The organism is Mycobacteroides abscessus ATCC 19977 (assembly GCF_000069185.1).
GTDB lineage: Bacteria > Actinomycetota > Actinomycetes > Mycobacteriales > Mycobacteriaceae > Mycobacterium > Mycobacterium abscessus.
Genome location: NC_010397.1, coordinates 2,281,991 through 2,305,460 on the forward strand (window position 1 = coordinate 2,281,991; position 23,470 = coordinate 2,305,460).

Genomic DNA, 23,470 nt, shown 5'->3' on the forward strand with positions numbered 1-23,470 from the left:
GGACGCTTTCCCACCGTGCTAGCATGCTAGCATCATGGGAGATGAGGGAGTCAAGCAGTTCAACGTCTATCTGCCGTTGAGTTTGATCCGTCAGGTCAAACACCGCGCCATCGAGACGGACATGTCGCTGTCGGCGCTTGTGGCAGAGGCCTTGCGCGACTACCTCGACTCCGATGAACGGTAGACAGTGGCGACTTCTGAAGGAGGCTTGATGAGCACCGATGGCATCGAAGCGGTATTCCTGACAACGCACAACTGGGGCAGGGCTGCCCGGTTTTACCAAGCACTCGGTTACGAACTTGACTTCGAGACCGACCACAATTCGGGTCAACTGCGCAACAAGACCGGTCCGTACCTGTTTATCGCCGAAATACCCGAGAGCGAGCCAACAGCAACACAATTGGTCTTCAAGGTGCCAGCTGCCGACGCGTTCGTCGCCGACCCTGTCCTCGATGTCGTGACCCAATTCGAGGAAACACACTTCGGTTCTCGGGCGATGACGGTGCGAGACCCCGACGGCAGAGTTCTTAGTCTTCAGGCCCCAATCGGCGAGTGATCTCGTGAGCAACCCCGCCGCAGGGAAGCCAGACCACACGGCGCTACGTACCGCCTTGTGGCGGGCTCTGCACGTGGAACTCGATCCACCGCCGCATGTGCTGACCGACCTCGTTGGCCTGCAATTGGCGGCGCCCGAAGAGGATTGGCGTGAACGTCCCGATATGGATCCGCATGGAACTGTCGATTCCCGCTTGGGCATGGTGGCCCGGGCTCGCTTTGTCGAGGATCTCGTCAAACGTCGTGCGGCGGAGGGCGTGGGGCAATACGTCATTTTGGGGGCAGGGCTGGACACGTTCGTGCAGCGGCATCCCGATGCGGGCGAGCGGCTCACAGTTTTTGAAGTCGATCGGCCCGAGACGCAGGCCTGGAAAAGAAAACGGCTGACCGACTGCGGCTTCCAGATACCACGTTGGCAGCGGCTGGTCCCCGTGGACTTCGAGGCAGGAGCATGTTGGCGGGAGCAACTGGAGATCGCGGGATTCGACTCCGGTAGACCCGCCGTGGTCGCGTCCACGGGCGTCAGCATGTATCTGACCCGTGCGGCCATCGTTGCGACATTACGTCAATGTGCCTCACTTGCAACGGGTTCCACGTTGGCGATGACCTTCCTGCTGCCGGATGCGCTGCTCAACGAGAGCGCGCGCACCGTTCGGCAACTGATCGTCGCCAGGGCAGCCGCCGCCGGTACGCCGTGGCTGAGCTTCTTCGCTCCCGAGGAGATGCTCTCGCTAGCTCGCGAATGCGGTTTTGCGCAAGCCTCATACGTGTCCGGCCGCGAACTGATTGAGCGCTATGTGCCCGCCGCCGGACTCTCTGCCGAGGAGTTCCTGGTGGCAACTGTCTGACCGATGGTCGTGACATGCAAGCTAGCCGTCGGTTAACCCCGGCTCAGTCGATAGCTTCATCAGAATCTGTACTCCACGTGGTGGGGATCATGGGCACGATCCGGGCGGTTTCCGGCACATCGGTGTCGCTGCCGGCACTGCCGCGCGCGACAAGACCTGCAGCGGTAGCCGTGGTCTTTGGACTGGTGCCGGCCAATCCGAGATGTCCGGCACCACGAGCCGAGGCGGTGCTTTGGCGCTGTGCCGATCCGGGCGGCTCACCGTAGTCGGCATCGACTGTCACGTTCATGTCCATGTATTGCGGGGCTGGGTCTTTCACCCGTGCACCACGTTTACGTCGTGCCCGCGAGCGGGCAGACGCTGCCGCCGCTGCCGCGGCAGAGATCCCGGAGGCCGGCGCCTGGGCCTTGTTGCCCTCATTGAGCGTCGGTCCGAACTGGATGGCGGGTGGTTCGTCGGGTATCGCCCCTACGAGATATGGCGCAAACCCGGCGCCAGCGGCAGTCGGTGCGGGGGCCGGTGCCGGGGCCGAGGGGGCCGACGCACTTGCGGTCGGTACCGGTGTGGCCGTGGGAGCCAATGCGATTGCAGGGAGGGGCTCTATGTGCTCTCGCTGGCCATTGACGGTGCTGCCTAGCTCGGGCCGAATTTCGTCGGCCGGAGCCGCGTCGACGGCGGGGGGTTGTAGATACTGCCAGGCCGCCAAGATCAGTAGTGGCAACCAGAGAGGCGCCGAAAGCAACGCTGCCCAGAACAGCCAAAACACCTGCGCAAAAAGCACATACGTCATCGATGCGAGTACCAGCAGGAAAGGCAGCCAGGTGGCTAGCGCGGCCCCAGGATTTCGGATGAAATCCTCGATGATCTGGCGCAGTGTGCCCAGCGGGTCGCGGAAGAAATTCAACAGCTGATCAATAACACTGTTGCTGCTGTCCAGCGCCGAGCCGGATTCGGTGGCCTGCGCCTGTGCGGCGAATCCGGACATATCGGCGGCCATCCGGCTCAACTCGCTGCCAGGGGGCATGATTAATGGAGAGGTGGTGGTGGGCGCGGCTGCGGCCACCGCGGTGCTCGAAACTCCTTGGTAGACACCCATCGTGGTAGCGGCCTGCACCCACATTCGAACATAGTCGGCTTCGTTGAGGGCAATTGGGATCGTATTGATCCCAAAGAAGTTGGTGCCCACCAAGATGCCATGAACAGTATGGTTCGTCGCCAACTCGGGCAATGTCGGCATCGCTGCCAGGGCCGTGGTGTAGGCAGCTGCGCTGGTCTCGTGCAGTGCAGCGTTGGCGGCACTCGTTGCGCTCTGTTGAGTAAGCCAGGCCAGGTACGGCGTGTGACTGGCCACGTACTGCGTGGCGCTGGATCCTTGCCATACTCCTGCCGCTGTCACTCCCAGTAGTTGAGTCAGTTCTGTTGCGGCCATTGAGTATTCATACGACAGCGCGTGCCATTGCGCCGCCGCCGCCAGCAGTGGACCCGGACCAGGTCCCGCGCCGAGTAGCGCCGAATGCACCTCGGGGGGAAATGCCATCCAGATTGGGGCCGACATCCAGCTAGCCCCGCAAGCTCACGTGCTCGGTCGTGCCGTATTCGGGCCGAACCGCCCGTTCCTGACTACTCAACCCACAGCCTTTCGGTGATTTCAAGGCCTGCCCCAACAACTCATCAGTTCGGGTAAATTAGCATTGGCTTACCTAATTGTCGAGGCCTTCGTTGTGCGCCTCCCGTGCGGCCCGCATGCGCGGCGCATTGAGCTGACCCTAACGAAATCGATTGATATAGGCTAGCCTTGCCAAAGTAACGATAGGCTTATCTACTTGCCATGAGGGTGAATCCACTTTGCCCCGAAGCACTTTCGGCTCTGCGTCCAACGCTGTACGAACCCGATCGTGCAAACCCGCTGTGATCATGCGGCGTCAATGGACAAAGGAGACATAAGAATGTCGACGTCCCGGGCAGGCAACGCGGCCGCTGCGGAGCGCTTGCGATTGCTACGGGCAGTACTGGCCGAACGTGGGCTCACGGGCTCGGCCGCTGGCGCCCAGAACACGACTGTTCAGGCGCGATCGCCCATGGCTGTGGTCCCCCTATCTTCAACGCAGCGGCGGATGTGGTTCGCGCAAACCCTTTTTCCCGACGAGGGTGCCTACAACATGCCGGTCGGTCTCCGAATTGATGGACCGCTCGATGTCGGCGCGTTGTGTAGGAGTCTTGGCAAGTTGGTCGAACGGCACGCCATTTTGCGGACGCGTTGCGGGCATGGCGCTGATGGCGAGCTGATACAACTGATCGGGGACGCTGCAGATTTCACGCTTTCGGTGGTGGACATCGATGTCGATGCGTCGGGGCGACTTGAGGATGCGGTGCACACCCGCACGCGGGAGATTGTTGATCGCCCTTTTGATCTGGCTTTGGAAAACCCGGTGCGAGCGGAGCTTTTGCGGGCCTCAGCCCATACGCATTTTCTGATTCTGGTGCTGCACCATGTCGCCGCGGACGAGATCACCTGGGACCTGTTGTTCGCTGATCTGTCCGGACAGTACGCCTTCGAGACGGGTCAGAGTGGCTCTGCGCCAACGGCTCCGGACCTCGAATACGCGGACTACGCCGTGTGGGAACAACAACGACTCAGGCGCGGTGACCTCGACGGTCAGCTGCAGTACTGGGTCGACCGATTTACCCCAGCGCCGGCCATTGTTGGCTTTCCGGTTACGGCGCAGTCTTCAGGGCAACGCGGCACAACCAGTGGTCGGTGCCGGCATGCTTTGCCGGATGCCGCTGTCGCCGGACTGCGAGATCTTGCTGAGGAGCACAAGACCACGCCGTTCACGATTGCGCTTGCGGGACTGGCCGCGGTACTGCACCGGTATACGGAGGCAACGGATGTGGTGATCGGGATACCGGCACTGATCCGCGATGCGTCCGAAATCGAAGGTGTGTGGGGAAATTTCACCAATACCCTGGCGATGCGGCTGAACGTCGACGGCGAGACCACCTTTATGGATCTGCTGGGGCGCGCCCGAACGGCGTTCTTCGAAGCCTGCGACAACCGCGACATCCCCTTCGAGACGATCATTGAACGGGTTGCACCGCAAAGAACGACCGGCCGTTCACCATTGTTCGAGGTCATGTTCGCGGCGACTCGCTCGGTCACGAGCCAATTGCAGCTAGCCGGAACGACGGCCACTGATCTGAGACTTCGCAATGCGACGTCGATGTTCGACCTCGCGATCGACCTGGTCGACGGGCAAGTCCTGGCGGCCAGCTTCCGCACCGGAAAGTACGCGCCGGAATTCATACAGCAAGTGTTGGAGCATCTTGCGTCGGTGTTGGCCCATGGAGTGTCGAATCCAGGGCAGTGTGTGCGTGATTTCCCGTTACTCACCGAGCGTCAACACCAGCGCATTGTTCACGACTGGAATGCCACCGACGACACCCGCCATCTCGTCAGTGCACCACTGCACAAACTTTTTGAGCGGCATGTCCGACAGAATCCGGATGCCCTGGCGGTCGTGACCGAGGACGCGCACCTTAGCTACGGTCAGCTGGATGAGCATGCCGGACGGCTGGCCTCGTTGTTGCGTTCCCTCGACATCGGTTACGACAGTCTTGTCGGGATCAATATGGAGCGGTCGACGAACCTCGCGGTGGCCTTGCTTGCCGTATTGAAGACCGGTGCCGCGTTTGTGCCGCTGGAACCGGCCTGGCCGCCGAGCCGGATAGCCGAGGTTTGCGCAAGCGCCCGCCTGGCGGCGGTACTCACCCATGGTGGCCCGGCGCTACGGCTGCCGAGCCTGGAGATACCGGTGCTGAGTCTGGATGAGAATCATCCGAGCGCAAGGGCTGCGCGCGCCCCTTCGTTCGGCTCTCAGATGTCCGACCTTGCGTACGTGGTCTTCACGTCCGGTTCCACGGGCGCTCCGAAGGGGGTGATGGTGACACATGCAGGAATCTGTAACCGACTGTTGTGGCAAGCCGATGTCCTGGGATTCGGCGCCGGCGATGTCGCACTGCACAAGTCGTCACTGGGATTCGACATGGGAATCAACGAGATATTGCTGCCGCTGGTCAGCGGTGGCAGGGTGGTGCTGCCCAAGCCAGGGGCAGAGTCGGACCCTGCGTACTTGCTCGATCTGATCGGACGCACCGGTGTGACGTTCATCGATCTGGTGCCCTCACTGCTGGACCCCATGCTGGATCGGCCCGAGTTCGCCGACGCGACACGTTCGTTGGCTTCGGTGTGGACCGGCGGCGAGGTGCTGACCCCCGAGCTGCTTGAGCGGTTTCTTTCTGCCTGCGCGGTTCCCATGTATCACGGGTACGGGCCCACCGAAGCAACCGTGGCGTGTACCTACGAGATCTACCGGTCCGGTTCACGCAGACGTGGTGTGACTATCGGCAGCCCGATTGGCAACAGCCAGGTCTTCATCCTCGACACGTTGCTACGCCCGGTGCCGCCCGGTGTTGCCGGTGAGTTGTATATCGGAGGCGTGCAACTGGCACGCGGATACGTCGAAGATCCGGTGCGCACCGCTGAGCGGTTCGTCGCAGACCCGGTGTCCGGCACCCCGGGCGCTCGCATCTACCGGACCGGCGACCAGGCACGCTTTCTGCCCGACGGCACCATCGAGTTCCTTGGGCGGGTAGACAATCAGTTGAAAATCCGGGGTCGCAGGATCGCCCCGGAAGAGATCGAGAATGCGCTTACCTCGCATCCCTGCGTCCGTCGCGCCGTGGTCATGGCGCAAGGCGACCGATTGGTCGGCTACTGTGCCAGCGATGACCCGGCGCTGACCTGGCTGCAACTGCGTGACTGGCTACGCACACGATTGCCGGAGCATCTCGTGCCGCCGACCGGAACCATCCTCGACACGTTGCCGGAGCTGGCGTCGGGCAAGATCGATCGCGCTGCGATACAGCGAATTCCCATCGAGGTGAGCGCAGCGATCGTGCCCTACCTCGAACCGAGGTACGCCATGGAGCGGGTGTTGGTCGACCTGTGGCGCGTGGTGCTCAAGGTTCCCCGCATCGGCGTTGACGACAACTTTTTCGACATGGGCGGGCATTCGCTGTTACTGGCTCGCGTTCAGGCCAAACTTTCGGAGCAGCTTGGTTTTTCTGTATCGCTGCTCGATTTGTACGCACATCCGACCGTCGCGGAGCTCGCCACGTACCTGAACGCCGCCCGCGACGGGGGCACCGAATCCGAATCAATGGACGGCGGCGGGCTCGTCGCCGCGCGCACTCGAGCCGAGCGTGGGCGTGATGCCCGGGCTCAGCGTCTATCACAGCAACGGCAAAGGCGGTAGATCCAGTGATGCAGCACTCTTCAACAGCGGCGGAACTTCAGCGCAAATGGCTGCGGGGGGGAGCTTTCGAACCCGATCGGCATCCCGCGTTGGTGGTGTTCCCGCATGCGGGCGGTGGAGCGACCTTCTACCGCTCGTGGTTGACCAATCCGGATTTCTCGGTGCATGTCGTGCAGTATCCGGGGCGCGAGGACCGAATTTCCGAACAACTACCGTCGAGTCTGGGCGCGCTCGCCGACGGTGTGGCTGAGGCGTTGTTGACCGTGGGCGATCGGCCGCTTTATCTGTTCGGCCACAGCATGGGAGCACTGGTGGCCTTTGAGGTCGCGCGGCGGTTGGAGACGGCGGACAGATTTCGGCAGCTCCGGTTATGTGTCTCCTCGTACACGGCGCCGCACCTGGTCCGTAGCCGCGGATTACGGGACATGGATGATGAAGCGTTCGTCGCGTACGGACGTTCGGCCACGGGCGAGGTGAGCGCCGCCACGGGTGAAGCCAGCGCGTTCGATGTAACGGCGCTGCGTGATCTGGTCGTTGCGGGTCTGCGGGCAGATTTTCACCTCGTCGAGCAATACCGGGCAGAGCCGAAACCTCCAGTGGATGCACCGATTCTCGCGCTGTGGGGCGATGATGAAGCGATCGATCCAGCGGATATGGATCTTTGGGCCGACGTGACACGAGGTGGCTATCGATCGGCGACCTTTCCTGGCGGACATTTCTACCTCGCCGCCGAGCGGGACGCGGTTCTGGAGACCGTGCGCCAGTGGTGGGCAGAACTCGACGGCGAGTCGGAAGCCAGTGAGGTCCACGAGGTTCGGGACGACGACGTGGCGGTGATCGGAATCGCTGCCCGGGTGCCCGGTGCCGCCAGTCTCGACGAGTTCTGGACGAATCTTTGTGCGGGAGAGGAATCCCTCACTCGGTTCACTGATGAGGAACTGCTGTCGGCGGGTGTCACGCCCGAGGAACTTCGCGATCCGCGATTGGTGCGGGTTCGGCCGATTCTGGCCGATGTGGCCGACTTCGATACCAAGTTTTTCGGATATGCTCCTAGCGAGGCGCGCTCAATTGATCCGCAGCAGCGGCTCTTCCTCGAATGCGCTTGGGAAGCCGTCGAATCGGCAGGTTATGACCTGCAGCGGTACGACGGCTCGGTCGGTGTGTTCGGAGGCAGTGCCGGTTCGACGTACTACAGGGCAGTCCTGTCAACGGATTACGGAAATCTCAACGGAACCGAATATCTGCAGACCGCGCTGGCTACCGAGAACGATTTCCTGGCGCCCCGCGTCTCCTACAAGCTGAATTTGCGCGGTCCCAGTATCTCGTTGGGCACGGGTTGCTCTACCTCGCTGGTTGCCATTCACCTTGCGGTACAGAGTGTTTTGACCGGTGAATCTGACATGGCACTGGCCGGTGGCGCCTCCATCACCTTTCCGCAGACTGCCGGATATGTGGCTACCGAGAGCGGAGCCATTTCCACGTCCGGTCGGTGCCGGGCATTTGACGCGTCCGCCGACGGCACGTTGGTCGGTGACGGCATCGGCATAGTCCTGCTCAAACGTGCGTCAAACGCTGTCGCGGACGGTGATTCGATACTGGGAATTATCAGGGGAACCGCCGTCAACAACGATGGCGGAAACAAGGCCGGCTTTGCGGCGCCCAGTATCAGTGGTCAGGTTGAGGTCATCACGGAGGCGCTGGCGGTAGCCGAGGTGCCGGCACAGACTGTCGATTATGTGGAGACACACGGCACCGGTACGCCCCTGGGCGACCCGATCGAGATCGCCGCTTTGCACAAAGCCTTTCGCGAAGCCGGGGACACGCGAACACAGGCCTGCCGGCTCGGCACACTGAAGCCGAATATCGGACACACGGGACCTGCGTCCGGAGTCCTCGCCCTTATCAAGGTCTTGCTGGCGTTTCAGCACCGGATGTATCCGCCCGCCGCCAACTTCACGGCGCCCAACCCGCAGATCGAATTCTCAAAGAGCCCCTTCTACGTGGGGACGAGGCTGCGGCGCTGGAATGCACCGGGCGGAAAGCCGCGTCGCGCGGGTGTCAGTTCGTACAGCATGGGCGGTACCAATGCCCATGCCGTACTGCAGGAACCGCCGCGTGCCGAGCTGCCTCCCAAGTCTCAAGAGGGCGCGCACCTGCTGGTGCTCTCTGCACGCACCGCTCCGGCTCTCGAGGCCGCCCGGAAGAATCTGGCGCACCATCTGGCACGGCATCCCGAACAAGATCTGGCAGCTGTTGCCGCCACATTGCGTCTGGGGCGGCGAGCTTTCAGCCATCGGTTCGCCGCGGTATGCGCGGACAGGCCCGAGGCGCTACAGGTGCTCGAAGGCACAGGGCATGCTCCATTTCGGACCGGCACCGCCGCGGACAAGCCCCGGCCGGTTGTGTTTCTGTTTCCTGGGCAGGGCAGCCAGTTCAGTGGCATGGGCGAACAGCTGTACACGACGTCGTCCATGTACCGCAGGCACATCGATGAGTGCGCAACTCTGTTCGAGCCGTTGATCGGGGTGGATCTGCGCACGATGTTGTGTGCCGAGGGAGATGAGGCCACGGACGCGGCGCTCATGCAGACTCGCCTGACACAGCCCGCGCTGTTCACGGTCGGATACGCGCTTTCCCAGCTCCTCGGTGCATGGGGTGTGCAACCCGTCGCCATGCTCGGCCACAGCATCGGTGAGCTGGTCGCCGCCTGCGCTGCCGGAGTATTCACGATCGAGGAGGCAGTTCAGCTGGCGGCACGGCGCGGTGACCTGATCCAGCAGTGCCCATCCGGCGCGATGGCCGCGGTCGGCGGGTCACTCGAGGTCGTTTCCGCGCTGCTGCCCGAAGGAGTGTCGGTGGCCGCTGTCAACGGCCCGGAGCAAATCGTTGTCGCCGGCAGGGAAGAGGGGATCGAGGCACTCCTGAGTACGGGAGCGAATGTGGGTGTGCGTTGTACCCGCCTACCGGTGAATCGGGGCTTCCACTCCGCGCTGGTGGACCCGGCGGTCAGCAGTTTCTCGGCCGCCGTGGCGCGGATGCGGTTACAACAGCCGCAGGTCCCATTCATATCTAATGTGACGGGTACCTGGATCACCGGGGCGCAGGCTACCGAACCCGAGTACTGGGGTCGGCAGCTGCGTGAGACGGTGCAGTTCGCGCGCGGCCTGACCACGCTGTGTGCCGAGTACCCGGACGCGCTGCTTGTCGAGGTCGGTCCCGGTCATACCCTGCGTGGCATTGTTGCCGCGAATACGCCGGCATCCGAAGTTGTTTCGATGCTGGGCGATCGGACCGGCGACAGTGCGACCGTCGCCTTGGCGGCAGCCGGGCGCTTGTGGGCGGGTGGCGCCGAGCTGGCATGGCAGCACTTCGGCGCATCACGGCCACGGGTACCCTTGCCCACCTATCCTTTTGAACGGGAGCGGTTGTGGATGAGTCCGCCGCGTTCTGTTCTCGACAAACCGGTGCAGGCACCCATTGCGCCCGCTGTGCAGGTGCCGTTGGTGACCGCGTCCACCCAGACCGATGTACCGGATGCGGCTGTGGTGGAACAGATCTGGTGCGAGGCCCTTGGGGTACCGAGTGTTGAGTCAGACGACAACTTCTTCGACCTGGGGGGTGATTCCCTGATCGCGGCTCGCGTCGTCACGGCGATAGGGGAGCGCTGCCACATCAAGGTATCGGTAGCCGAACTCTGGGACCAGGGCGCGACCCTCGCCGATCTTGCCGAATTGGTAGAGCGCCGTGCCATCAACAGCAAGGTGGGAGAACAACTTAAGTGACCGTGGAGATGGATGCACCGACCACCGAGACAGGGCTGGCCGATATTGCCATCGTCGGGATGCAGTGCCGCTTCGCCGGAGCCGATGACGTCGACAAGTACTGGTCGCTACTTTCGGAAAAACGAGAAGGAGCACGATCTTTGGATGGGCTGGCGGCGGCGCCCGGGTGGGTGCGCCGCGAGGCCGCTATTGACGGAATCGAACTCTTCGACGCCACATTCTTCGGTTACCCGCCGGCCGAGGCCGCGATGATCGATCCGCAGCATCGGCTCTTCCTCGAGTGCGCTTACCACGTGTTCGAGCAGGCCGGCTACGACCCGGATCGCTACGAGGGACTGGTCGGGGTATACGCGGGCTCCGGACAATCGAGCTACCTCATCGCCAATGTGCTTCCCCATCTGGGTGTCAGTCCTTCTTCGGCAGATGCATTGCCGGCCGGATTCGCCAATTCGCCGGGGTCGCTTCCCGGCCGAGTCTCCTACCATCTGAATCTGACCGGTCCGAGTATTGCGGTCAGCACGGCATGTTCGACGTCGCTCGTGGCGGTACACCTGGCATGTCAGGAACTGCTGGACTATCGATGTGACCTGGCTTTGGCCGGTGGAGTGAGCTTGAATCCTCACCCGGGCAAGGGTTATCGACACACACCTAACGGGCCGCTCTCTCCTGATGGCCGGTGCCGGGCCTTCGATGCCGCCGCGGCAGGCATGTTTCCAGGTGACGGCGTGGGAGTTGTGCTGCTCAAGCGTCTGTCCGACGCGCTGGCCGATGGCGACCGAATCCGGGCCGTTGTCAAGGGAAGCGCGGTCAACAACGACGGACGGCACAAGACCGGGTTCACCGCCCCCAGTGTCACTGCCCAGAGCGAGGTCATCATGGCGGCGCACGCGGTTGCCGGGGTAGAGGCGAGTTCGATCGGCATGGTCGAGGCACATGGGACGGGTACGCCGGTGGGCGATCCCATCGAAGTGGCGGCGCTGACCAAGGCGTTCCGGGAATCCACTGATCGGACTGGCTACTGCATGCTGGGCTCCGCCAAGACGAATATCGGTCATACCGACACCGCAGCCGGGGTGGCGGGGCTCATCAAGGCCGTGCTGTCCATCGAGCATGGCGTAATACCCGCGAATCTGCACTACAGCGCCGAGAATCCGCTGCTGGACCTGGCCGGTAGTCCGTTCCGCGTGGCGGCCGACACTGTGGACTGGCCCGAGGGAGACGGACCGCGCCGCGCTGGTGTGAGCGCCTTCGGGATCGGCGGCACCAACGCGCACGTGGTGCTGGAACAGGCACCGGATCACGTCGAGGCTGAGTCCCCCGGGACCGATGGCGGCCTCGAGTCCTTGCTGGTTTTGTCGGCCGCCACCCCGTCAGCGCTGGACCAACAAGCCAAGCAACTGGCCGATTATGTCCGTAGCAATAGTGAAGTCGATCCAGCAGATGTTGCCGACACTCTGCAATGGGGCCGCCGAAAACTGCCCTATCGGCGTTCGGTGGTGTGTGGGTCGGCGAAGCAGGCGGTGTCGCTGCTGACGGCTCCTGCGCAGGCGACCCGCGCTAGTGACGGAGCGGTACCGCTGGTTTTGTTGTTGCCGGGAGGCGGGGCGCAGTACGTCGGGATGGGCCGTGGACTTTACGAAACCGAGGAGGTCTTCCGGTCGTCGATCGATCAGTGCGCTCAGATCCTGGTGCAGCACTGCGATATCGACCTGCGCAGCCATCTATATGGGGACGGGGGGCTCGATGAGCAGCGGCTCGATGTCGTCTTCCCGGCCGTGGTGGCCACCGAGTACGCACTGGCGACTCAGCTTGCGGCCTGGGGGCTGACACCGAACGCGATGCTCGGGCACAGCCTCGGCGAATACACAGCGGCATGCCTGTCCGGCGTAATCGATATTGATCAAGTCCTGCCGCTGGTTTCGGCGCGCGGACGGTTGTTCGCCCGAATGGGTGGTGCCACGACGAGCATCCTGTTGCCGACAGCCGATGTCACGCCGTTGTTGAGCGGTCGGCTCGTTGTTTCCGGTATCACCGACGCATCCTCGTGCACCGTTTCCGGACCAGCTGCCGAAATTGGGGCACTGGAACAGGAATTGGAAATACGTGGCGTGCAATTCCAGCGCGTGCGGGTATCGATGGCCGTGCATTCTCCAGAGTTGGACCCCGTGCTCGGCGAGTTCGCGGATATCTTGGCCGGTGTTACGCTGCGCCCGCCGCGAGTACCGTACCTATCGAATGTCACGGGTACCTGGATCCGGCCGGAAGAGGCGATCGATCCGGGTTACTGGATCAGGCACAGCCGTGAGCCGGTGCAATTGGCCGCGGGATTCGGTGAGCTGGCCGGCTTACCAGATGCCGTCCTGCTGGAGGTTGGCCCCGGCCAGACTTTGACCAGACTTGCCCAGCCGCAAGGTGACGCCTCATTCGCGGCTTTCGCCACGATGCGGCACCGCGACGACCGGCGGAGCGACCGGCGCGCATTGCTTGCGGCCGTGGGAAAGGCATGGGAGTACGGCGTCGACATCGACTGGAGCCTGTTCTCGGGCGGCCGGCGTCCGGCACGTGTCGAACTGCCGGGCTATCCCTTCGAGCGGCAGCGATACTGGATCGCCCCGTCCGACGGTATACAGCCGATCGCCAGTCCAGAGGCGACTGTCCCGGTGTGGCGCAGCACCACACCGGTGATTCCCGCTGCGGAGTTGCCCACGGCGCGTTGGCTGGTTCTGGTCGGCGAGGGGACGGAGGCTCGTCAGTTCGCCGCCGAGTTCGCCGAAACAATCGGCACCGCTGTCGATCTGCTGGAGCCGGGGCTGGCACCCGCCTCGGGCGAATACGAGCACGTGGTCTTCCTTGGCGATGCCCACGCAGCGAGGATTGACCGCGATCGGTACGCGCAATTGGTGGATGCCGTGGATGTCGCGGGTTCAGGGGTGTCGGTGCACGTGTGCCTGTCCAACGCCTTCGATGTCACCGGGGCAGAAGAGCTCGATGCCCGCCAATGGCTCGCGTTCGGCGCGGCCCAATGGCTACGGCGTAGCGCCGAAGCGCGCACCGTGGATGTGGTGGACATGGACCGGCCTGATGTTCGAACGCTGATTGCGGAACTCTCCGTGCCCGGCGTCAATCGGACGGTCGCCTATCGCAACGGGCGACGCTGGATCCTGGACGGCGAGCCCGTCCAGGGGACCGCGGCAGCGTGGTCGAACGCCGCTGCAGACTTGCGTGGAGAGTCGATTGAGGTTGGGGCCGTCCAGGGATCGGCATCGGCGTCGAATGCGCTGGACGACTTGTGCACCCGGCACGTATGTGCGCACTTGCGAAGCGCGGGTGTAGCCCTGACACCAGGAGCCGAGTTCTCACGCGCCGAGTTGATTGCCCGACTGGGAGTGGTGCCGGACTACCACAAGATGGTGGACGCGTTTATCCGCATTTTGAGCGAGGACGGAATCGTTGCCAGCGAGAACGGCAGGCTGCGGGTCCTCAAGGAGGCACCTACGGCCGTGCCAGACCTCGGGCGCTGGTGCGCCGACCATCCCGAGCTGGCGTCATGGGCCCAGCTACTCGACCAATGCGTCGGGGGATATGACGACGTCCTGCGTGGGCGGATTGCCGGCAATGAGGTCGTCACGCCGGGCGGGGATGACGGTCTGTATCGGACCGTTACCGAACAACGCATCGTGCACAGCGATTTCGCTACATACCGCGACTTGATCGGCAGGACGCTCGCCGGGCTGGCCGTGAACGCCTCCCCGGCGCGACCGCTGCGCGTTCTTGAAATCGGTGCGGGCCGAGGTTATTTGACGTGGCCGGTGATTCATGCGCTGCGCGGCCTGCCGCCCGGCGCGGTGGAATACCACGTCACCGATATCGGCCGGTCCTTTGTGGTGGCCGCTCAGCAGCAGGCCGAATCGGAGGGGCTGGATTTCGTACGCTTCGCCGCGCTCGATATTGTCGCGGATCCGGCCGGACAGAGTGTGCCGCTCGATGCGTTCGACGTCGTCCTGGCGTTCAATGTGTTGCATGTGGCACCGGACCTGACTGGCGCTATTCGCAATACCGCCGCATTCACCGCCCCCGGCGGCCTGGTGTTCATACTGGAAGCCACGTGTGAAGGGCGCGGCGACTCACTGATCGATCCGCTGTTGACCGGTTGGCTCGATTTCGACGACGACATGCGGACCGATTCACCGCTGGTGGCGCCGCAGCAGTGGGCGGCGTTGCTTGACGCCAACGGATTCGCCGGTTCGACCATCTATGACTCCGGTCCGGCAGGTGACCATGCGCTGATTATCGCCGAACGTCCGGAGCCGGTGCGCACTCTGCATCCGGACTTCGATCGGGCGGTCGCCGCGATCGAGGAGATCGCGGCATCGGAACCGTCGGCGCAACGCATGATGCTTACCGGGCCGGGCACGGAATCCATCGACGCCGCGATGACCGAGGCGTACGCCCATGGCACCCTCGCGGTCCGATACCGGGCCGGTGTCGCGGACTGGACCTTTGTCGACAGTTCGGCCTGCGGCGCGAGCGCGGTGACGCCAGACCGATTGGCCGAGGTACTCACCGCGCCCGCGGTGCCCGCGATAGCACTGTGTGGTCCGACGGCCACAGCGGCACACGAGGGGCAGGAATCGGTACCGATGCCGAAGGAATCGGCATCGGCGAACTCGTCATTCAATCAGCGGCCGACACTCGCGACGGAGTACTGCGCACCCCGTTCGGAACTGGAGGAACGCATCGCCGCCATCTGGAGGCGTTTCTTCGGCTACGACCGCATCGGCGTAAACGACCGCTTCCTCGAACTCGGTGGTGAGTCGTTACTGGCCATGCAGATTGCCGCCGAACAACGCAATGCGCTAGGGATCGAAGTAAGCATGCGGCAATTGCTCGAATCTACAACCGTGGCCGATATCGCCGCAGCCATGACGAATGTGCCGACGAAACAAGACGCTTCAACTCCGCCCACACCGCCCGCACGTCGCGGACGTGCCGCGCGGCGTACCGCGGACGGCGTCATACTGCTTGAGGGAGTGCACGAGTGACAGCCGTCGACTACCGTCCCGCACCTGAGTCGGGTGAGGAGATCATTCTCTTCCGGGCGTCCTTCGCGCAGCAGCGCATGTGGTTCCTGAGTCGGCTGGAACCCGGCAGCCACTATTACAACGTCCCGATCGTCCTGCATTTCCGCGGAGCGGTGCGCCGTGACGCGCTCCAGCGCGCGCTCGCGGGAATGGTTTCCCGACACGAGATCCTGCGGACAACCTTCGTCGAGGTGGAGGGCGAAGTGATGCAGGCGGTGGCTGCCGACTCGGCGGTACCGGTTCCGTTGACGGCAATCGAATCCTCCGCGGCGCACTCGTTACCGCCCATAGCGCGTCCCGAGGTGCGCACGGCGGTGCTTGAGCTGGTGTGCACCCCGTTCGACCTGAGCAGCGGACCGCTGCTGCGGGCACATCTGCTCGACGTGCAGGACGGTGAATACCTTTTGGTGTTGACGATGCACCACATCATCGTCGATGGCTGGTCCATCGGTGTCATATGCAAGGAACTGCGCGAACTCTACGCATCCGAAGTCGGGGGTATTCCTGCGGCATTGCCGTCATTGGAGCTGCAGATCGGCGACTTGGCCGAGCAAGAGCACGAGCTCATGTCGGCACCTACGCGAGAGCGTCATCTCGCGTACTGGCGGTCGCAGTTGGCAGGGGACTTGAGCGCACCAGCGCTGCCGTTCGACCGCGACCGCCCTTCGCGCAACGTGTTTCACGGAGCTACCGTCGACTTCACGCTGTCGCCTTCGGATACGGCAGTGATTGCCGCATTCGGGCGCGACAGGGACGCGACAATCTTCGCGACGCTGCTCGCAGCGTTCTACGCACTGTTGTACCGCTACAGCGGATCTGATGACCAGGTTGTGGGCGCCCCGATGGCGAACCGGGAAGACCACCGGGTCTCCGCGCTCATCGGGTTGTTCGTGAACACCGTTCCGTTGCGTGCCCGGGTCGACCCGAACGCCGGTTTCGCGGCCTTGGTAAGCCACGTCCGCGAGGTAACCCTGGGAGCCTACGAGCACCAGGAACTGCCTCTCGAACAGATCATCGACGAGGTTGCTCCTACGAGGCTTCCCGGACGCAACCCGATGGTGGCTGTGCTGTTCGCGATGCAGAGTCCGCCACCGGTCGACCTCGACTTCGCCGGAACGCGGGCTTCCTTCGTCGGAGTGCCGACAGGCACCACTCGGGCCGATGTGGAAATGCACTTCTGGCCCCTCGGAGATCGCATCGGGGTGCAGTTCGTGTACAGCACCGAATTATTCGATGCCGCCACGGTAGAGCAGATGCGTGACGACTACACCGCACTGTTGCGTGCGGCGCTCGCGTCGCCCCACCTGCCGATAGGCCACCTGCCCCTCGGTGCCGGCGAGGCGCTGGTGGTGCAGAGCCTGGCACCGATGTTCCGGCATGCCGAAAACTCGGTGGCGATCGTCGATGCCGGTGTGGAGATCACACATGCCCACTTGCGCAAGACGGCAGCACAATTGGTGGCCGCCATGCCAGGTGTACGCGGCGGGACGGTTGTGCTTGGGTTCGAACGAGGATCGGACCTCGTGGCTGCGGTGGTGGCAGCGGTGTCCGCTGGTGCAGGGCGGCTGGTGTGGCTACCGGCGTCGCTGCCGGCGCCGTATCGGGAACACTCGTTGCGACAGCTGGCGCCCACAGCGGTCGTGGACGACGCCACGGTCGCCGACGCCGCGGCGACCGGTATTCGCGCGATGGGCGAGTCCGAGACGCTGAACACGGATGCGGCGGTTGGGCTTCTCGACAGCAGCCTCGCCGAGCTTCTCGTCGCGTTGTTGTATTCCGGCAGAATAGATTTAAAGAACGACGCTCCGGCCTCACGTGCTGTGCTGACCGCAGACGGCCGATCGGCGCCACCTGGTGTACTAGGTGAGCTGTGCATCGGCCGGCCCGGCGAAGGCGTGCTGCCTACGGGAATTCAGGCACGAATGCGCCGAGACTCCTCGGTGGAGATTGCGCACACCGTAAGGGGGTGCGTTTGGGACGGTAACCGCTGGGCGGACCTGACCACTGTCGAAGCCGTGCTGATTGATCACGAATTGGTCGACGATTGCGCGGTATTGTCGCGGCGGATCAACTCGGGTACCGCCGAGTTGGTTGCTTACGTCGCAACTTCCGCTCCGGCCAGCACGCGCCGGCTCGCGGAGATCGCGCGAACCGTGCTGCCTCCGCTGCTCGTGCCGCGGGCATTCGTTCCCGTTGCCGCGTTACCGGTTACCCCGGCCGGAGCGCTCGATAGCGCGGCGTTGGCCCGTTTACCGGTGATTGACGATGAGCTGGTCGAGCAATGGTCGGCACGGCTCCCCGAAGCCACCATGGTGCGGGCCGTGCCCGATATAGACGAGGCGCCAAGCGTTCTCGTAGGCGACCCGAATCCACCGGCCAAGCAAGCACCGGCGGCTCCCGGGGCGCAGCCCGGCGGCCAGGAGCCCTCCGTGCTCCATGGCGGGCCCGCGGTGATACCGGTAGTTGCATCTCTGCCCGGCGCGCTGACCCGAGCGGCACGTGAAGCAGCTACGACAGAGCTTGTCTTCCTCGATGAATCGGGTACTGAGCGCACACTGAACTATGCGGAAGTACTCGATTCCGCGCAGCGGGTACTCGGCGGACTGCGAGCCGTGGGAATGGCTCCGGGAGATCTGGCGATTGTTCATCTGTCCCGCAACGACGACTTTGTCGCCGCGATCTGGGGATGTTTCCTTGGCGGTATCGTGCCGGTGCCGGTGGCCCCGAACGTGGTCGGCGGCACCGAGAAAGTGGCGGCGGCCTGGCACACACTGAAACAGCCGCTGATTGTCGGCGAAATCCCGCAGCCGGTAGCGCACCAGGGCGCGCGAGTTCTCCTGATCGGCGATCTGCTGACACACGAACCGGACACCGATCACCATGAGCCCGATCCCGATGAGGTCGCGTTGCTCCTGTTGACGTCCGGCAGTACGGGACAGCCTAAGGGGGTGCAGCTGTCGCACCGCAATATCCTGAGTCGCTCGGCGTCGACCGCGCAAAGCAATGCGTTTGGTCCAGAAGATATCTCCTTCAATTGGATGCCGCTGGAGCATGTAGGCGGCATCGTCATGTCGCATCTGCAAGACGTATATGTGCATTGCCGACAGGTGCATGCGGCCACCTCGTGGGTGCTGGCGGATCCACTGCGCTGGTTGACCATCGCAGACCGTTACGGGGTGACGAACACATGGGCGCCGAATTTCGCATTCGGACTGATCGCCGATCGACTCGCCGAGACGCCAGACGCCGCGCAGTTCGACCTGACCCGTCTGCGCTTCATTCTCAATGGTGGCGAGGCGATTGTGCCACGCGTCGCACGACGATTCCTGCGCATGATGGAGGGCTTCGGCCTGCCACGCAATGCCATGCGGCCTTCGTGGGGTATGTCGGAAACCTCATCGGGAGTGGTCTTCTCCCAGAACTTTTCGATAGAAACCACCGCTGACACCGATGAATTCACTGATCTTGGCGGGCCGATACCGGGCACTCGGCTGCGGGTGGCCGATATGGACGGCTCGGTTGTGCCCGAGGGGCAGATCGGGCGGGTGCAGATCAGCGGGCCTACGGTTACGCGCGGATACTATGCCGACCCAGAACGTACCGCGGAAGCATTCGCTACCGACGGTTGGTTCGACACGGGCGATCTTGGCCGTATTCGGGCCGGTGTGCTGACGCTCACCGGCCGGGCCAAGGACATCATCATCGTCAACGGCGTGAACTACTCCTGCCATGCGATCGAGTCGGCGGTGGAGGAGTCACCTTTGGTGATAAGCAGTTACGTGGCAGCGATCGCGGTGAGGTTGCCGGGCAGCGATACCGACGGCCTGGCCATCGTGTTCAGTGCCCAGGCGGCAGTGGCGGAAGAGGATGTGCTCGCCGATGTCCGTGCCCGCGTGCTGGCGGTCGGTCCCAACCCCGATCTGCTCATTCCTGTTCCGCCGGAGAGCATCCCGAAAACGGACATCGGCAAGATTCAACGCAACCTGCTAAGACAACAGTTCGCTGAGGGCAAGTTCGCCGATATCGTGCGCAGGGTGCGTACGTCTGGCGCGCCCACAGACACCATCCCGAACTGGTTCTTCCGGCCGCTATGGCACCGGCGCGATCGTTTGCGGCCCAGTGTCCCCGTTGACGGCGCGGTGCTGCTATTGGGTGATTCGGGTGCCCTTGGCTCCCTACTGGCAGATCGGTTGCGTGCACAGGGTGCACACGTGGTGTGTGCCGCCGTAGCGGATGTTGCCGAGAGATCCGACCGGCCGGCCGGGGTGGGCGCAGTGCAGACCGTGGTGTACCTAGCCGCACCGCAGGAAGACGACGCGAAGGCGAAGAATCATCCAGAACTGTTGGCAGGAAGCCTTCTCGATGTGGCGCGCATAGTTCGAAGTGTCACCAACGGGCGTTTCAACGAGCCGCCACCGGCAGTGTATGTGGTCGGTAGGGGCATTGAGCGGGTCGCGAATACGGACATGGCGGATCCCGAGCTTGCCCCGATTCCGGTGTTGCTGCGTAGCGCAGTGGCCGAGATGCCGGGGTTGAGAGTCCGCTTCATCGATCTGGACCCCCGCGATCTGGCTGCCGGTGCCGATGACATCGTGGGTGAACTGGGTTACGCCACGAATGACATCGAGGTTGCATATCGGGACGGCGTGCGTTGGGTGAAGGGGCTGCAACGGCTGCCTGATGACGCCACGTTGGCTGCGCAGATTCCTTCCGGCGCTGTGCATCTGATCAGCGGGGGATTGGGTGGGCTGGCCTACGAGTTGGCGCGGATGCTGATAGAGCGCTTCGACGGCCGGGTGCTGCTCGTGGGGCATCGCGACCCCGATGAACGGCAGTTGGCGGCGTATCGAAGATTATGCGATATCGCAGGAGGTGCCTCGGTTCGCCTCGAGGTCGCGGACGTGTGCGATACCGGCCGGGTATGGGATGCGGTCACGGCAGCAGAGAACGCGTGGGGCATCCAGCTGGCCGGCATCTGGCATCTGGCCGGTATCTATCGCGAACAATCGTTGGCCGCGATGACTGATGCGGAGTTCGCCGATATCGCAAGGGCTAAGGTCGGCGGAGCGCGCGCACTGCATGCTATTGCCTTGCACCGCCCCGGTATTCGCTTTGTCTCCTTCTCGTCGGTCAATGGATTCTTTGGCGGTTCCACCGTCGGCGGATACTCGGTCGCGAACGCCTATCTGGATGCCTTTGCCCTTTATCAGCGCCGTACGTGTGGTATTGCCGCGCACAGCGTTGCGTGGACAATGTGGGACCGCGTCGGGATGTCGGCCCAGGTAGAGCACGTCGAGGGCACTCGGGCCAGGGGATACCGCGTCGTCGGCCGCGTCGCGGCGCTGAACTCGCTGCTGGTCGCACTGGCCCACGACGAGCCGCATGTGTTGGTCGGCCTGGATGACACCAAGCCCGCGATTCGTGCTCGGTTGAGCGGTGTGGCACCGGCAGGTCAGGTGCTGGTGGCAGACCTGGCGGAGGCGGTACCGGGGTTCGCCGATATGCCGCTCCGCGACAAGTACGACGCCATCGTGCCCACCCGGGTCCAGTCCGCCGGCGTGGCCCGCACGTTCGTGGCGGCGCGTGATGAGACCGAACGGCGGGTGTCCGGGATCTGGCGGCGGGTGCTCGGATCCGATCACTTCGGAGTGACTGACAGCTTCTTCGATATCGGCGGAAACTCGGTACTACTGGCGTTGGCGCAGCGGCTGGTGCAGGAGGAATTCGGGTGCCAGATCGCCCTTGTGGACCTGTTCCGGTATCCGACGGTGTCCAGTCTGGCGGTCTACCTGTCCAGCCGCGAGTTCGCCAGCGATCCGAGCGATCCCGAACCAGTGGCGGTGGCTGACGCCGGCGTGGGTAGCGGCCGTGCCCGGATTCGTCAGGAAGCGCGCCGGCGCCGCCGCGCACGGTAGGCGTGCGGGTGAATGTCGTACTTGTACCGATAGTTCTTTCAGTACTGATGTGAGGAGTGACGAAATGGCACAGATCGACCTGAGCGGTGTAGCGGAGACAGCAATGTGGACGCTGTACACCCGTGCGAACGAAGCGCAACGGTCTGATGGCGTCCTGAAGGACCCGCGGTGTATCGAGTTGTTCGAATCCATCGACTACCCCTATGAAAGCAAGTTTGGAAAAGACCAGACCGGCTTGCATGGTGAGAAATCTCGAATCTTCGACGTCGTGGTTCGTCAGTGGCTGGCCGAGAACCCTAGCGGCACAATCGTCGAGCTGGGTGCTGGTCTGGAAACTCAGTTCCATCGCCTCGATAACGGAACGGTTTTGTGGATATGCCTTGACCTTGACGAGGTCATCGCAGTGCGGGAAAAGTTCCTGGCTCCCACCGAGCGGTGCCGTTACATTGCTGCGGATGCCTGCGACGTGTCATGGTTCGAGCAGGTGGGCCCCGGCCCGGTTCTCATTACCGCGCAGAGCTTTCTGATGTTCTTACACGAAGAGCAGGCTCGGCACTTGCTTGTCGCCATCATCGACCGGTTTCCGGGCGTGGAAATTGTCTTCGACACGATTTCGCCTGCCATATCCCAAAAAATGGTCAAGGGCTACAAGCCGACCGAAAACTACGAGTTTCCCGCTGCGCCATGGGGTATCAAGTGGGATGCCATCGCCCCGTTACTACGGCGATGGCATACAGGTATTTCCAGCGTCGAGGTCCAGAGTTTCGGTGCCGTCCACGGAGCCTTGAATGTCATCAAGCCGCTGTTCCTGCGGATTCCCGCGCTGCGCGGCATGTTGCCGGCGGTGGCGCATCTGAAAGCGTAAGGCAGATAGTCCCCTCGTCTGGGTGGCGAGCTCTGTTATCGAATCATCGAAAAATGCTGGCTATCAGTCGGGTTCGTAAATCGGCGTGTTGGGCAGCGGCGAAGAATGGAAAGGAACGATATGCGCGTAGTGTTTTTCGGGTATCAAACATGGGGTTACCGGACTTTGCAGGCATTGATAGATCTGGGGCATGAGATCGTACTTGCGGTCACTCATCCCATGAGCGAGGATGCCTACAAAGCGATTTGGGCAGCTCCGGTCGAGGAACTCGCGCGCGAACACGGCATACCTGCGCATTTCACCAAGAGGGTCGACGCCGAGACGATCGATCTGGTCCGGAGTGTCGATCCAGACGTCATCGTCGTCAATAGCTGGTACAACCGGATGCCGGTCGAGCTATACGATTTACCGCCATACGGCACCTTGAACTTCCACGATTCGTTGCTGCCGAAATTTACTGGATTCTCACCGGTGCTATGGGCATTGATCAGTGGTGAGTCCGAGTTTGGACTGACCGTGCATCGAATGGACAGCGGGCTCGATACGGGTGACATCCTGGTACAGCGTTCACTGCCGATCGGCCCCACCGATACCGGCACCGAGTTGGTGCTGCGAGGGATGGAACTGATCCCGCGTGTGCTGGCGGAGGCGCTGAATGCGCTGGAGTCCGGCTCGGCCGCCTGGCGGCCGCAGAACAAGGCTGAACGAACCTTCTGCCACAAGCGATCTGAGCAGGATAGCGCGCTGGACTGGGCGTGGCCGGCGGAGGATCTGGAACGGTTTGTTCGTGCGCTGTCCGAGCCGTATCCTCGTGCGTTCGCTTTCTACAATACGGAGCGGATAGAGGTTTTGGAGGCGCGTGTGTCCGAGGCCCGCTACGGCGGCACGCCGGGGCGAGTGACGGTCCAGGAACAGGGCGGCGCTGTGGTGTGCGGACCCGGCGCTCATCGCGCCGCAAACCGTGGATTGGTCATTACACGTATTCGGCGTGCTGACGGAAGCGAAGTCAGTGGGGAAGAGTACTTTCGTCGCGGCGGATACCTAGACGGCGGCAACTGATCTCGCCGCAGCGCTGTGGGGGCGCTGTAGCACGGGATCGACCACGGGAT

Annotated in this window: 10 protein-coding genes; 9 read left to right on the plus strand and 1 reads right to left on the minus strand. The window is 63.2% G+C overall.

All coding sequences use genetic code 11. From position 1 onward, the window contains the following. The first annotated feature begins 34 nt into the window (after window positions 1–34). The 3 genes from MAB_RS11480 to MAB_RS11490 are packed head-to-tail and all read left to right on the plus strand — an operon-like array spanning window position 35 to window position 1,403. A complete protein-coding gene (locus MAB_RS11480; RefSeq protein ID WP_005086052.1) occupies window positions 35–184 on the plus strand; it encodes a ribbon-helix-helix domain-containing protein in 150 nt (49 codons plus the stop codon). A 27-nt stretch (window positions 185–211) separates the two neighbouring features. Next, on the plus strand, window positions 212–556 hold the full coding sequence (locus tag MAB_RS11485) for a VOC family protein (protein ID WP_005086051.1): 345 nt from the start codon (window positions 212–214) through the stop codon (window positions 554–556). Window positions 557–560: 4 nt separating this feature from the next. Next, window positions 561–1,403: a class I SAM-dependent methyltransferase gene (locus MAB_RS11490; RefSeq protein WP_005086050.1), complete on the plus strand. Its 843-nt coding sequence runs from the start codon at window positions 561–563 to the stop codon at window positions 1,401–1,403. 43 nt (window positions 1,404–1,446) lie between these two features. Here MAB_RS11490 and MAB_RS11495 read toward each other — a convergent pair whose 3' ends face one another. Further along, on the minus strand, window positions 1,447–2,958 hold the full coding sequence (locus tag MAB_RS11495; protein ID WP_005110755.1) for a PPE domain-containing protein: 1,512 nt from the start codon (window positions 2,956–2,958) through the stop codon (window positions 1,447–1,449). Between the two features lie 391 nt (window positions 2,959–3,349). On the opposite strand from MAB_RS11495, the gene MAB_RS11500 reads away from it, so the two are divergent. The 6 genes from MAB_RS11500 (at window position 3,350) to MAB_RS11525 (ending at window position 23,420) form a co-directional block, all read left to right on the plus strand. Beyond that, window positions 3,350–6,718 (plus strand): non-ribosomal peptide synthetase, encoded by a 3,369-nt coding sequence (locus MAB_RS11500; protein ID WP_012296527.1) that lies wholly within the window; start codon window positions 3,350–3,352, stop codon window positions 6,716–6,718. Window positions 6,719–6,726: 8 nt separating this feature from the next. Beyond that, window positions 6,727–10,500, plus strand: a complete 3,774-nt coding sequence (locus MAB_RS11505) for a type I polyketide synthase (RefSeq protein WP_005088747.1) — start codon at window positions 6,727–6,729, stop codon at window positions 10,498–10,500. Continuing rightward, the gene (locus MAB_RS11510) at window positions 10,497–15,542 is read left to right on the plus strand and encodes a type I polyketide synthase (protein ID WP_005086046.1); all 5,046 of its coding nucleotides are present in this window, start codon (window positions 10,497–10,499) and stop codon (window positions 15,540–15,542) included. Before MAB_RS11505 ends, MAB_RS11510 begins: the two co-directional genes overlap by 4 nt. Then, a complete protein-coding gene (locus MAB_RS11515) occupies window positions 15,539–21,496 on the plus strand; it encodes a condensation domain-containing protein (protein WP_005110759.1) in 5,958 nt (1,985 codons plus the stop codon). The genes MAB_RS11510 and MAB_RS11515 overlap by 4 nt, the downstream gene beginning before the upstream one ends. A gap of 64 nt (window positions 21,497–21,560) precedes the next feature. Beyond that, the gene (locus MAB_RS11520) at window positions 21,561–22,361 is read left to right on the plus strand and encodes a class I SAM-dependent methyltransferase (protein ID WP_005086044.1); all 801 of its coding nucleotides are present in this window, start codon (window positions 21,561–21,563) and stop codon (window positions 22,359–22,361) included. 120 nt (window positions 22,362–22,481) lie between these two features. After that, window positions 22,482–23,420 (plus strand): methionyl-tRNA formyltransferase, encoded by a 939-nt coding sequence (locus tag MAB_RS11525; RefSeq protein WP_005086043.1) that lies wholly within the window; start codon window positions 22,482–22,484, stop codon window positions 23,418–23,420. Window positions 23,421–23,470 lie beyond the last annotated feature (50 nt).